The organism is Pseudonocardia sp. Ae717_Ps2 (assembly GCF_001932475.1).
Lineage (GTDB): Bacteria > Actinomycetota > Actinomycetes > Mycobacteriales > Pseudonocardiaceae > Pseudonocardia.
This window is the reverse complement of sequence record NZ_MCIS01000001.1, coordinates 3956976-3969616: the sequence shown is the minus strand read 5'-3', so window position 1 is coordinate 3969616 and position 12641 is coordinate 3956976. Positions and strand designations below refer to the sequence as shown.

At 72.8% G+C, this 12641-nt stretch carries 10 protein-coding genes and 1 pseudogene; 7 read left to right on the top strand and 4 right to left on the bottom strand.

From position 1 onward, the window contains the following. Positions 1–37 precede the first annotated feature (37 nt). The 5 genes and pseudogenes from Ae717Ps2_RS18115 to Ae717Ps2_RS18100 all read left to right on the top strand — a co-directional run bounded on the left by Ae717Ps2_RS18115 (position 38) and on the right by Ae717Ps2_RS18100 (position 5300). The gene (locus tag Ae717Ps2_RS18115; RefSeq protein WP_075311232.1) at positions 38–1678 is read left to right on the top strand and encodes a long-chain fatty acid--CoA ligase; all 1641 of its coding nucleotides are present in this window, start codon (positions 38–40) and stop codon (positions 1676–1678) included. Between the two features lie 309 nt (positions 1679–1987). Next, a pseudogene (locus Ae717Ps2_RS18110) lies at positions 1988–2828 on the top strand (IS5 family transposase). 265 nt (positions 2829–3093) lie between these two features. Further along, entirely contained in the window at positions 3094–3582 is a 489-nt protein-coding gene (locus tag Ae717Ps2_RS40445) for a GNAT family N-acetyltransferase (RefSeq protein ID WP_369804878.1), read from the top strand. Beyond that, positions 3569–4438 (top strand): hypothetical protein, encoded by an 870-nt coding sequence (locus Ae717Ps2_RS36210; RefSeq protein ID WP_143510403.1) that lies wholly within the window; start codon positions 3569–3571, stop codon positions 4436–4438. The genes Ae717Ps2_RS40445 and Ae717Ps2_RS36210 overlap by 14 nt, the downstream gene beginning before the upstream one ends. A 235-nt stretch (positions 4439–4673) precedes the next feature. Next, the gene (locus tag Ae717Ps2_RS18100; RefSeq protein WP_198932207.1) at positions 4674–5300 is read left to right on the top strand and encodes a 2-phosphosulfolactate phosphatase; all 627 of its coding nucleotides are present in this window, start codon (positions 4674–4676) and stop codon (positions 5298–5300) included. Here Ae717Ps2_RS18100 and Ae717Ps2_RS38340 read toward each other — a convergent pair. Both Ae717Ps2_RS38340 and Ae717Ps2_RS18095 read right to left on the bottom strand, forming a co-directional pair. After that, the gene (locus Ae717Ps2_RS38340) at positions 5290–5448 is read right to left on the bottom strand and encodes a hypothetical protein (RefSeq protein WP_198932206.1); all 159 of its coding nucleotides are present in this window, start codon (positions 5446–5448) and stop codon (positions 5290–5292) included. The genes Ae717Ps2_RS18100 and Ae717Ps2_RS38340 overlap by 11 nt on opposite strands. A gap of 449 nt (positions 5449–5897) precedes the next feature. Continuing rightward, a complete protein-coding gene (locus Ae717Ps2_RS18095) occupies positions 5898–8060 on the bottom strand; it encodes a WD40 repeat domain-containing protein (protein ID WP_075333641.1) in 2163 nt (720 codons plus the stop codon). Positions 8061–8246: 186 nt separating this feature from the next. On the opposite strand from Ae717Ps2_RS18095, the gene Ae717Ps2_RS18090 reads away from it, so the two are divergent. Then, positions 8247–8522 carry a hypothetical protein gene (locus Ae717Ps2_RS18090; protein ID WP_075307515.1) on the top strand — a complete coding sequence of 92 codons (276 nt, stop codon included), beginning with the start codon at positions 8247–8249 and terminating at the stop codon, positions 8520–8522. Between the two features lie 67 nt (positions 8523–8589). Further along, positions 8590–9219: a TetR/AcrR family transcriptional regulator gene (locus Ae717Ps2_RS18085; protein ID WP_060711301.1), complete on the top strand. Its 630-nt coding sequence runs from the start codon at positions 8590–8592 to the stop codon at positions 9217–9219. Here Ae717Ps2_RS18085 and Ae717Ps2_RS18080 read toward each other — a convergent pair. Then, positions 9195–10787, bottom strand: coding sequence for a hypothetical protein (locus tag Ae717Ps2_RS18080; protein ID WP_139318776.1), 1593 nt, complete (start codon positions 10785–10787; stop codon positions 9195–9197). The genes Ae717Ps2_RS18085 and Ae717Ps2_RS18080 overlap by 25 nt on opposite strands. Further along, positions 10784–12601, bottom strand: a complete 1818-nt coding sequence (locus tag Ae717Ps2_RS18075) for an NAD(P)/FAD-dependent oxidoreductase (protein ID WP_075333640.1) — start codon at positions 12599–12601, stop codon at positions 10784–10786. The genes Ae717Ps2_RS18080 and Ae717Ps2_RS18075 overlap by 4 nt, the downstream gene beginning before the upstream one ends. Positions 12602–12641: the final 40 nt, after the last annotated feature.

Below are 12641 nucleotides of genomic sequence, written 5' to 3'. Positions count from 1 at the left end.
CGCGCCGACCCCACCCGACCGCTTTCCAGGAGCAACGATGCTCGGTCTGATGCAGGACCGTCCGCTGACGCTGCCGCACGTGTTCCACCGTGCCGAGCAGTACTTCGGGCACAAGGAGATCGTCACCGCCACCCCGGCGGGGACGGTCCGCACCACCACGGTCGCCGAGTGGGCCGTACGGACCCGCCGGCTGGCCACCGTGCTCGACACCCTCGGCGTCTCCGCCGACGGCCGGGTCGGGACGTTCTGCTGGAACACCGACCGGCACCTGGAGCTGTACCTGGCGGTGCCGTGCACCGGCCGGGTCCTGCACACGCTCAACCTGCGGTTGTTCCCCGACCAGCTCGTCTACGTGGCCGACCACGCCGAGGACGAGGTCGTGTTCGTCGAGCGCTCCCTGCTCGGCCTGTTCTGGCCGCACGTGGACCGGATGACCACGGTGCGCCACGTCGTCGTCATCGACGACGGCGCGCCGACCGAGATCCCCGACGACCCGCGGATCCGGCTCTACGAGGAGCTCCTGGCCGCGGCCGAGCCCTTCGCGGGCCGGTTCGTCGTCGACGACGAGAACACCGCCGCCGCGATGTGCTACACCTCGGGCACCACCGGCAACCCCAAGGGCGTCGTCTACTCGCACCGCTCGACGCTGCTGCACTCGCTCGCGACGTTGTTCGCCGACGGTGTCGGGCTCCGCGAGCGCGAAGTGGTCCTGCCGGTCGTCCCGATGTTCCACGCCAACGCCTGGGGCCTGCCCTACGGCTGCCTGCTGGCCGGTACCTCGCTCGTGCTGCCCGGCCCCGGGATGACCCCGGACGCGCTGCTGTCACTGATCCAGGATCACCGGGTCACCGTCGCGGCGGGCGTCCCGACGATCTGGATGGGCCTGCTGCCCAAGCTCGGCGACTACGACTGCTCGTCGCTGCGGGTCCTGCTCTGCGGCGGCTCGGCGGTGCCGAAGTCCCTGTCCGAGGGCTTCCGTGCCGCAATCGGATTGCCGGTCCTGCAGGGCTGGGGGATGACCGAGACCTCGCCGGTGGCGACCCTGGGTGTGCTGCGCTCCCAGCACGACGACCTCTCCGACGACGAGAAGGCCACCGTGCGGGCGCTGCAGGGCCCGCCGGTCCCGCTCGTCGACCTGCGGATCGCCGACCCCGAGACCGGCGCCGAGCAGCCCTGGGACGGCACCAGCACCGGCGAGGTGCAGGTGGCGGGCCCGTGGATCGCCTCGGAGTACTACCGCGGCGAGGGCGGCGGCACGCAGTTCACCGCCGACGGCTGGCTGCGCACCGGTGACGTCGCCGTCGTCGACGGCCTGGGCTACGTCAAGCTCGTCGACCGCACCAAGGACCTGGTCAAGTCCGGTGGCGAGTGGATCAGCTCGGTGGAGCTGGAGAACGAGATCATGGCGCACCCGAAGGTCGCCGAGGCCGCGGTCATCGCGATCCCGCACGAGCGCTGGGTGGAGCGCCCGATGGCGTGCGTCGTGGTGAAGGACGGCGAGACCCTCACCGCCGACGAGCTCATCGCGTTCCTCACCGACCGGGTGGCCAAGTGGTGGCTCCCCGACGCCGTCGAGTTCATCGACGAGGTGCCCAAGACGAGCGTCGGGAAGTTCTCGAAGAAGACACTGCGGGAGAAGTTCGAGGGCTACCGGGTGGCCGCACCCGACGCCGGCTGACGGCGCGTACCAGCGGAAACGCCATCCGTCGGCCCCGGCCCCGTCCGTGGGTGTCCGGGGCCGACCGGTGCCGTGTGTGGGCGTCCACGGAACACTGACGGAACAGTGAGTCGGCCCCGTGACTCATGTAGACGGTCCGTCCAGGAGTGCCGCGATCCGCGCGTTGTGGGTCGCCCGCTCGCCGTCGATGCACTTAGAGGTCGCGCGGATTGATCACAGCTGGGTCGCGGCCGGGTGTCGATGGTGAGGGGCGGGCACGGGCCTGTCGATCATGAAGTTGTTGACTCTTCGTGATCGTCTGGAGGCCGCGTGCCCGCCCTGCCATCATGGTTGACCGAGCCGTTGTGGGACCAGTTCGCCGCGCTGCTGCCGCCCCGGGTCGAGTTCGATCCCACTCATCCGTGGGGCTGTCACCGCCGCCGGATCGCGGATCGGGTCGTGTTCGACAAGCTCCTGCAGGTGCTGCGGTTCGGCTGCCCGTATCAGGGCATCGCCGACAGCACCTGCTCGGCGACCACCATCCGCGATCGCCGTGACGAGTGGATCCGGCTCGGGGTCTTCGCCCAGCTACGCCGGATCGCCCTGGACGCCTACGACCGCATCGTCGGCCTGCTGCTTGACGACGTTGCCGTCGACGGCGCCATCACCAAGGCCCCCGGCGGCGGTGAGGTCGCCGGACCGTCACCGGTCGACCGGCGCAAGGGGCATGAAGCGATCGGTGCTCGTCGAGGGCCATGGCATCCCACTGGGCCGGGTCCTGGCCGGGGCACACCGCCACGACTCCCCGCTACTGGGCCCCACTCTCGACCACCTCGACGCTCTCGGCCCGCTGCCCGACGACATCACCGTGCACCTCGACGCCGGCTATGACTCCGGTAAGACCCGCGACACACTCACCGAACGGGGCCTGCACAGCGAGATCGCGCGCAAGGGCGAGAAAGCACCGATCCAGGCCACCCAACGCTGGCACATCGAGCGCACCAACGCCTGGCACAACAGCTTCAACCGGCTGCAGCGCTGCTACGAACGCCGCGAAACCGTCGTCGACGCGTTCTTCGACCTCGCCGACACCATCATCACACTCCGTAGCCTGATCCGGCAGGCCTGGACCACGCACCGCTGGGACAGCCGACCACACCGCCGCCCATGATCATCCATCAATCCGCGCGACCTCTTATCGACGCCGACCGGGAGCCGTTCGAGATGACCCGCTTCGTGATGCGCGCCGACTCCGCCGCTCTGGACTAGGAAATGCCGGTGGAGGACCGATGACCGAGTCAGCGCGCGCCGTCCGCGAACGGCAGGACAGTGATCTTCCTGTGCTCGCCGCAGTGCTGGAGCGGGTCTACGCCCATGATGGGTACATGGTGGAGGGGATCGCTGATCCTCTGGCGTGGCTGGCGCACCCGTAGGAGATCTGGAGCTGGAACGCCGTCGTCGATGACGTCCAGGTCGGGCAGGTCACGGTCGCCGAGGCGCAGCCGGACGACGACGCGGCGCCCGCCTGGATCAAGAATACCGGCGGCCACGTCACCGACATCGCCGTCATGGCCCGACTGTTCCTGGACCCGGGGCATCGCGGGGCGGGCCTCGCGGGCTTCCTGATCCTCGCCCTGCGACACCACGCGCAGCTCATCGGCTGGACCGTGGTCGTCATGGCCAAGGACGCCGCTGCCGTCGGGTTCTACGACCGCTCCGGAGCCGAGCGCAGCGCCGAGGTCACCCACCGGTCCGGCGACGGCCTCACCGAGCCCGCACTGGTCTACATCTTTCCCGGCCCCGCTCGTCGCAGGCTAATCGCTAGTTCCGCTACCTCTGGAAATATGCCACGCTTGCCGAGTGCACAAGTACGTAGGCTCTGGTCCGTACTGCTATGCAAACTCCATATGCATGGCTGCGACTGACGAAATGCTATCGCCCGACCTGGTTGAAGTCTTATCGGGGTCTGCGTTTGGATTTGAGCTTGTTGACGACCGACCGCTTTTCAATCCTCCAGGCTGGACCCCGTTGAGGGGAATCAGTCAGGCGCTTCGGATTCTCGGGTTCGATTATCTGACTGAAAGTTTCGAGTCGCGCGAATCCGGACTGCTGCGCCTACGTGAACTCCTGGTCTCGGGCCTGGTGATTGTGGGTCCGCTCGACATGGGAATGCTCGGATATCACCCCGGTGCTGAAGGGCCGATTGGTGCAGACCACTATGTGGTCGCAGTGGATATCAATGAGTCTACGATCGTAGTCCACGACCCAGATGGATTCCCCTACGCGCATCTCCCGGTTAGCACGCTTCTCGACTGCTGGGGTAGTCACTCGCTCCCTTATAGCTCAGAGGTGCGTCATCTATGGGCCAGAATCGGCCGTGAAGACCCTGCTGTGAGTCGAGGCGAAGCTGTTCGTGCTTTCGTCTGCGAGATTCCTCATCATTACATTTTCGCTGCTGATGGCGAGCTGAGCTCGGCCCGCCACATGCGAGATTTCGCGCAACGAATAGCTGCAGACGGTGCGGGCGACGCGATCCGTATGCTGGCGCACTTCTCGCTACGTGTCGGGGCTCGTCGCCGCCTTGACGCGGCAAATGTTCTTTCTGGCTGGGCGACACTCTCCTCCCTTCTTGATGAACAAGCGCGATGCATAGGAAGGATGCACCTGGACGCAGCGATGGGGGATCGGTACTGCTTGGCAACTAGATTCGAGCAACTCGCCGATCTTGAGTCGAGGTTGTATGTGGCCGCAATTGACGCCAGGGCTTGTGATCGAAAGTGAACGTAGGTATCTCCACTGCGGAGACGCACGATGACGAGAGCCCTTGGGCTACTGCTAGCGCGGGCTCGCACTGCTAGTCGAAGTAACGTGCTGCGAGTTTCGAATGCTGCCGGATCCGCCTCTTGAGGATCAAGGCGCCGCCTCCGGCGGCGCGGGCCGGCCCAGCCGCCCGGATTGCGCCCTGCTGTCAAGTCGATCGAAGCAGCTGCACGGTGGTGCCTCTACTGTCGCCCACGTGACCCGGATCAACGATGCGCATCGCCAGAGCACGTACTCGCTGCGTCTGGACTGGGGGCCAACGGGCGCCGATGCGCTCGGTCCAGGGTGCGACGTCGCGGTCGTCATCGACGTCCTCAGCTTCACAACGACGCTCACAGTCGCCGCGGATCGCGGAGTTGTGGTCTACCCCTACCAGTGGCGCGGCGAGAGCGCGGAGACCTTCGCGAGGGAGCATGACGCGGTGCTTGCGGTCGGCCGTTCCCATGTCCGGCACGGACAGATCAGCCTGTCCCCGGCGAGCGTCCGCGCGGCGCCCGCAATGTCGCGCCTTGTCCTGCCATCCCCGAACGGGTCGACCATCGCCGCTCGACTCGCTGCCACCTCGCCAGAAGTGCTCGGTGTCGGACTCCGTAACAGGCAAGCGGCCGCGGAGTGGCTGCATCGTCGGGGTCAGGCGGATTCGACGCTGCGCGTGGCTGTGATCGCAGCGGGGGAGCGCTGGCCCGACGGTGGTCTTCGCCCCGCCGTAGAAGATCAGTGGGGAGCGGGGGCGCTCATGAAGGAACTCGTCGAGCATGGCTGGAAGAACCTCTCGCCCGAGGCGCATGCAGCGATCGGAGCCTTTGACACAATCATCGGATGATGTCGAGGGTGCGTTGCGGCGGTGCGCCAGCGGGCGGGAGCTCATCGACATCGGCTTCATGGACGACGTAGAGACAGCCGCGCAGCTCGATCAAAGCGCCGCTGTCCCGCTCCTGCGCGGTGACGCCTTCACCCCGCAGTAGATCCATACGTCCAACCTTCGGGCTCCGCCCGAACCCGGCACCGCTTCGTAGATCAAGAGGAGTGCGGCGGGGGTGGTGATCTCCTCACGGCGCGCCGAGACGGTTGCCAGCCCGAGGGGTGGGGTACAAGGCGGGACTGAGTACCTCGCAGCCCACCCCTCGGCCCGGCAGGGACGAGCCCGCGCCGCGAGGAGATCACCACCAGGTCCCGACATGTGAGGGCGTAGGGCGGTCGTCACGGACCATGTACGGACGCAGTGGCCGAGCCGGTAGCTCCACCGCAGGTCAGAGGCGTAACGACAGCTCTCTGCGAATCCGTCGCCCCACTGCACGGAACCCCGACGGAACGAGCTTCCTACCCAGGCGCGAACGGGTGCCCGTTCTCCCTGATCAGCCGCCGTTTCGTATCGATTCCCCCAGCGCTGGAAGAAGACACTCCGCGAGAAGTTCGAGGGCTACTCGCTGACCTGACCGGCCGTCTCGCGGTCCGTGGTCCCGGTGCGCGGCGCCGGGACCACGGCCGAGCCGCCCTGCTCGGGGATGACTCCGTCCGGGACGGCCGCGGTGGCCCCGGCGAGCAGGTCGAGGCAGTGCACCTCGCCGCACCCGTCGCCGACGACCACCGTCCCGCCCCCGACCGCGACCGCGGTCAGCGGCGCGTCGAGCGGAACCCGGCCGAGGGCGGTCGCCGAGGTCAGGTCCCACAGCACCGCGGAGCCGTCCGAGCCCGCGGTCACCGCGCGGCACCGGCCCGCGCCGGCGGCCGCGGTCAGGTGCGCCGCGTCGGCGCGCACCGTGGTCACCGTGGCCGACCCGGCCCGCCAGACGTGCACCCGGCCGTCGGCGTCGCAGACCACGCCGTGGCAGCCGTCGTCGTCGACGGCCACGGCCGTGACCAGCCCGGCCGGCAGCGCCACGATGGACACCTTCGCGGAGGCGGGCCGCCAGCAGACCAGCAGACCGTCCGCGGCGAGCAGCACGGTCGCCCCGCCGGGGGTCGGCGCGGCCACCCGCGGTGCCGACGGCAGCCGGGTGGTGCGGAAGGCACGCCCGGTGCGCGCGTCGCGCACGGCGACCGTGCCGTCCGGCTCACCGGTCACCACCAGCGCGCCCCGCCCGGCCAGCACACGGCCGGGCAGCGACACCGCACCGGCCCGCACCCCGGTCGTCGCGTAGCGCTCCTCGACGGTCGAGGTCCCGGTGACGGCGAACAGCCGGGTGCCGGAGGGGTCGAACCACAGCGGGCCCGCGCCGGCCGGGACGCTCCAGCGGCGCGTGCCGGTGGCCGGGTCGTGGGCGAGCACCCCGTCGGAGCGGCGGCCGGCCGAGACGACCAGGCTCCCGGTCGCGGCGACCGCGCCGACCGCGGGGGAGACCCCGGCGGGTCCGCCGGTGCCCGGCCGGGCCCGTGCGGGGTCCCAGACCAGGACGCGGCCGTGGTCGTCCCCGGACGCGACGACGGTGCCCGCCGGGTCGGCGACGACCGCGCGGACCGCGGCACCGTGCCCGGCGAGCTCGGTGACCGGGCCGGGGCCGGCGGTCGGGACGAGCTGGACGGTCCCGTCCACCCGTCCGACGACGACCCGGCCCTCGCCGGCGCGCGCGGCCGCGGTGACCGCGACCTCGTCGCCGGGGACCTCGAGCCGCACCGCGTCCTGCGGCACGCCGTCGACCAGCGCGAACACGTGCAGGGCGCCGTCGGCGGTGGCCGCGAGCAGCTGTCCCGCCGTCGGCACGACCACGGCGACCACGGCTGGCCCGCCCTCCAGCAGCCCCAGCGGGGCCCCGCTGGCCGGGTCCCAGGACCGGAGCGTGCCGTCGGCCCCGCCGGACACGACGGTGCCCTGGCCGGTCGCGGTCAGCGCGGTGACCGGGCCGACGTGGCCGTGGGCGACCGAGACGGCCGCGCCGCTGGTCGCGTCCCACACCCGCACCGCGCCGTCGGCGCCGCCCGCGAGCACCCGGGTCGGGGAGGCCCCGGTCACCGCGAGCGCGGTCACCGGGCCGGGCGACCCGGCCAGGGCCGTGACCTCGGCGCCGCGGGCCGGGCCGTCGGTGGCCAGCACCCGCACGCCGGGGGCGTCCCCGGCGAGGGCGAGCAGACCGCCGTCGGGGGACAGGGCGACCGTCCGGGCACGGGCCGCGGAGGTCGGCGGCCGCGGACCGTCGGGCCCGGCGAGCGGGTCCGGGACCGCGTGTCCGGTCGCGGTGTCCCAGGCGCCGCTCTCGCCGGAGGCGTCGAGCGACAGCAGCAGGCCGTCCGGCCCGGCGAGCAGCGCGACGACCGCGTCGCCGTGGCCCTCCAGGACCCGGCTCAGCGCCGCCGACGGCGGCCGGGTGCGCCAGCGGGTGGTCAGCGCGGGGACACCCTGGGCGGCGAGCCGGGCCCGGGCCGCCCCGGCCAGTGCGGCCTCCCCGGCCAGGACGGCCCCGGCGAGCAGGTGCTGGGCGACCGGTGCGGTGCCGGAGCGGCGCAGGTGGTGCGCATCGAGGTCCAGGACGCGGCGCAGCGCCTCGGGTGTCACCCCGTCCGGCGCGACGCCCGGGTGCTCCCCGTACGGCGGTTCGCCGGCGGCGATGCGCCGTTCCAGCCCGTCCCAGAACGTCTCGACGGCCATGCGTGTGAGCCCTCCCCGGGGTCGCGTTCGGTTACCTGTCGTGGCCCCGCACTCCATCGTTAACGCGGGAGGGGGTGTCGCCACCGAACCGGCGGTGACCGGCGGCGAGCCCTCGGTGACCGGCGCGCGGACTCTCGGCGTCGGAGGCGGGGGCCGGTGTCGGAGGCGGGGGCTACCGTCCGTCTCGTGCCCGCCACCACTCGTGCCCTCCGTTCGCTCACCGAGATCGCGGTGTTCGCGCCGCTGGTCGTCGCACGCCGCACCGCCCGGATGCTCACCTCGGGCTTCCCGCCCCCGGCACGCGAGGTCCGGGAGTTCCACCGGATGTGGGCGGAGAAGGTCGACGGGTTCTCCCGGGCCGCCGTCGTCCTGGCCACCTCGCCGCCGGGACCGGCGACCCTCGGGCGTGCCCTGGAGCCGATCCGCACCCGGGTGCGTGCCAACGCGCGCCGACTAGGCTGACCGCCCGGCGAGCACTCGGGGGTGCGGTGTGACGGAGGGGACGGCGGTCCGGCGCGGTCGGCGGCCGATGAGCGACCGCCGCCGCACCCTGCAGCGCCTGGAGATCTCCCGGGCCGCGATCCGGCTGTTCGGCGAGCACGGCGTCGCCGCGACCGGCGGTGAGCAGATCGCCGAGGCGGTGGGGCTCTCGGCACGCACGTTCTGGCGCTGGTTCCGCACCAAGGAGAGCTGCGTCGAGCCGGTGCTGAGCCTGGCCACCGACGCGTTCACCGCGAGCCTGGCCCGCTGGCCCGACGACACCCCGCTCGCCGAGCACCTCGCACGGGACTACGCCGAGCACCCCGATGCGGGCCCCGACGACGGTGACCTCGTCTTCGAGGTGATCCGGATGAGCCGTTCCGAGCCCGCGCTGCGCGCCATCTGGCTGGTCGTGCAGGAGCGTGCGGAGCCGGTCCTGGCCGGGATCCTCGCCGGCCGGTTCGGCCGCGACGCGGGCGACGTCGCCGTGCGGGTGCACGCTGCGGCGCTCAACGGGGCGCTGCGGGTCGCGACCGAGGACATCGCCGCCGCCACCGCCGACGGGCGCCGCCCGCCGGCCGCACAGCTGCGCGCGCGGCTGTCGGCGGCCGTCGACGCCGCGATCCACGGCGTCGACGGCGAGCGGGCGGCCGGTCAGGGGCCGACCCGCAGCACGTGACCCTCGCCGTTCACCGCGACGAGCACCGACCCGTCCCCGGCCGCGGCGACCCCGGCGAACGGGGCGGGCCGGGTGGCCGCGCCGCTGCGGCAGTCGGCGGGAACGTGCGGCGGCCGGACGTCGAAGGCCAGCCCCGACGCCGCGACGGTGACCGTGCGGTCCACCGGGTCGATCCGCAGCAGGCGTCCCGCGGCGGCCTCGGCGCACCACAGCGCGCCCCCGGCGACGGCGAGTCCCTCCGGCCGGTGCAGCCCCGCGGCGAGGACGGTGCAGCGGTCGTCCCGCCGGTCGCCGGCGGGGTCGCGGTCGAGCCGCACGACCTGCCCGCTGCCGGTCAGGGTGGCGTACACGGCGCCGGTCGGGTCGACGGCCACGTCCACCGGCCCGTCGAGTCCCGTGGCGAGCACGGTCACGCTGCCGTCGTCGCCGAGGTGCAGGACCCGCCCGGCGCCGGTCTCGGCGACCAGCAGCCCGTCCCGGCAGGCGGCGACGCCGGTCGCCCCGGCCAGCCCGTCGGCCACCCGGGTCCAGGCGCCGGGACGGCCACGCCACACCCCGGTCCCGGTGGTCACCACCGTGTCGCCGTGGTGCCGGGTGAGTCCGCGGATCCCGCCGCGGACCTCGGTGACGACGTCGCCGAGTGCGGTGACGGCGCCGCCACCCACCCGGGCCAGGGAGAAGTGGTCGGCGACGAGCGCGTCCGTCCCGTCGGCGGCCACGCCCCAGGGGCCGCAGAGGCCGGGCGGCAGCACCGTGGTCGCCGTGCCGTCGACGCCGACCCGGACCAGCCCGCCGTGGAAGGCCCCGGTCACCCAGGCCGACCCGTCGGCGGTGAACACGACGTTGTCCGCGCCGCCGACGCCGGTGTCGAGGGTGGCGGTGACCCGACCGTCCTCCGCGGTCCACAGGGCGCCGCCGCCGTTGGACAGGACGCGAAGCCCGCCCCCCGGGTCGAAGCGCACGGCCACCGGCCGGTCCAGCCCGGCGAGCAGTCGCTCGGGGGCGCCGCCGTCCGGGTCGACCCGCCAGACCTCGCCGGAGAGCAGGTGCGGGTAGTACAGGAGCCCGTCCGGGCCGACCTCCATCGCGTTGCCGAGCGCGAGCCCGGTCGCGAGCACCCGCGGCGGCCCGCCGGTCGGGTCGATCTCCAGCAGCCGGCCGTCCGGGCACAGCTCGTTGACGAACAGCCGTCCGCGGTGCCAGGCGATCCCGTCCGGGGCGGTGATCCCGTCGGCGACGACGGTCATGGCCCCGCCGGGTGCCCGGCGCCACACCAGCCCCGCGGGCAGGTCGACGACGAACAGCTCGCCGTCGGCGCCGAACACGAGGTCGTCGGGCGCGGTGAGCGGCCCGTCCGGCCCGAGCACCGTCTCGAGCCCGCCGGTCGCCGGGTCGAACGCGGACACGGTGCCGCCGAGGAACTGCGCGATCCAGAGCCGTCCGTCCGGACCGGCCACGATCCCGTTGGACGCCCACAGCGGGTTCGGCGGGCACAGCGGCTCGGCACGCAGCCCGGGCGCGGTCCGCACGGGCCCCCGGTCCGGCCCGGCGACCGGGCGCACGCTCACGGGGTGCCGCCGGAGAGCACGTCGTCCATCCCGCCGGCGCGCCAGTCGCGCAGGATCTGGTGGAACTCGACCGGACCGCCGCCGAACTGCTCGGAGCGCCGTCGCGGGCGGCCCTCGGAGTTGTAGTAGCCGGGCGTGCACTCGGCGAGGAAACCCTGCTGGTCGCGGGCCCGCTCGCGGATCGTCGCGACCCACGCGGCCTCCGCCTCCGCGGTCGGTTCGACGATCCGCACCCCGCGCCGGGCGGCCTCGGCACAGACCGCCGCGATGTGCCCGGCCTGCTCCTCCAGCACGTGCGCGAAGTTCGGCGACGCCGAGTTCTGCCCGGCCCCGACGTGGAACAGGTTGGGGAAGCCGCGGCTGACCCAGCCGTGCAGCGTGGACAGCCCGTCCGCCCAGTGCTCGGCGAGGGTGACGCCGCCGCGGCCGCGGATGTCGGCTCCGGCCCGGGTGGCGGGGTCGGCGCCGAGCTCGAACCCGGTGGCGAACACGATCGCGTCCACCGGGTACTCGACGCCGTCGACCACCAGGCCGTCGCGGGTGATCCGCTCGACGCCCTGTCCGCCGGTGTCGAGCAGCGTCACGTCGTCCCGGTTGAAGGTCTGCAGGTAGGTGTCGCTGAAGGTGGGGCGCTTGCACATCTGGCGGTACCAGGGCTTGAGCGCCGCGGCCGTCGCCGGGTCGGTGACGATCGCGTCGACCCGGGCCCGGATCTCGTCCATCTTCTCGGCGTCGGCGATCTCCAGCGCCTCGGCCGGCTCCTCGACGCCCCGGGTCCGGGCGAGCCGCCGTGCGCCCCGGACCGGGGCGGTGTCGGTCCACTTGTCCGCGACGCCGTCGGGGCCGAACGAGCCGTGCGGCGTCGGACGCATGTCCATCAGGGCCAGGAAGTCCTCGCGGCGGCGTCGCTGCCAGCCCGGGGCCAGCGACCGCCACCAGGCCTCGTCGTAGGGGGCGTCGTCGCGGGTGTCGACCGACGACGGCGTCCGCTGCACGACGTAGAGGTGCCGCGCGGCCCCGGCCAGGTGCGGGACGCACTGGATCGCCGTCGCCCCGGTGCCGACCACGGCGACCGTGCGGTCGCCGATCCGGTCGAGCGGGCCGCCCCGCTCGTCGCCGCCGGTCCAGTCGTAGTCCCACCGGCTGGTGTGGAAGGTGTGCCCGGCGAAGTCGGCGATCCCGGGGATCCCCGGCAGCTTGGGCCGGTTGAACGGCCCGGAGGAGATCACCACGAACCGGGCGGTGACCGTGTCGCCGCGGTCGGTGCCGACCTGCCAGGCCGACGTGTCGTCGTCCCAGACCAGGGTGGTGACCTCGGTGCCGAACAGGGCGTCGCGGTAGAGGTCGAAGTGCTCGCCGATCGCGCGGGCGTGCGCCCGGATCTCCCCGCCCGGCGGGTAGCGACGGCTGGGCATCCCGCCCAGCTCCTCCAGCAGCGGCAGGTAGATCGAGCTCTCGATGTCGCAGGCGATCCCGGGGTAGCGGTTCCAGTACCAGGTCCCGCCGAGATCCCCGGCGACGTCGACGATCCGGATCCGCTCGTGGCCGGCCTGCCGCAGCCGGGCCGCGGCGACCAACCCGCCGAAGCCGCCGCCCACGACCAACACGTCCACCTCGTCACGGACCGGGTCGCGGTCGGTGGGCTCGCACCACGGGTCCTCGGCGTAGAAGCCGAACTCCCCGGTCGAGGACCGGTACTGGGCGACGCCGTCGGGTCGCAGCCTGCGGTCGCGCTCGGCGCGGTAGCGCTCCCGCAGCCGGTCCAGGTCGGCCGCGGTGGGGTCGGTGGTCCCGGTGGTCCCGGTCGTCGTCACGCTGGTGGCTCCCTCGGCATCGCATGATCAGCTGCCGCAC

Bases quoted from the DNA above. Each gene is read 5' to 3' on its own strand.
- Ae717Ps2_RS38340 (WP_198932206.1), bottom strand. From the start codon at position 5,448: ATGGATCTACTGCGGGGTGAAGGCGTCACCGCGCAGGAGCGGGACAGC.
- Ae717Ps2_RS18085 (WP_060711301.1), top strand. From the start codon at position 8,590: ATGAGCGACCGCCGCCGCACCCTGCAGCGCCTGGAGATCTCCCGGGCC.
- Ae717Ps2_RS18095 (WP_075333641.1), bottom strand. From the start codon at position 8,060: ATGGCCGTCGAGACGTTCTGGGACGGGCTGGAACGGCGCATCGCCGCC.
- Ae717Ps2_RS36210 (WP_143510403.1), top strand. From the start codon at position 3,569: ATGGCTGCGACTGACGAAATGCTATCGCCCGACCTGGTTGAAGTCTTA.
- Ae717Ps2_RS18115 (WP_075311232.1), top strand. From the start codon at position 38: ATGCTCGGTCTGATGCAGGACCGTCCGCTGACGCTGCCGCACGTGTTC.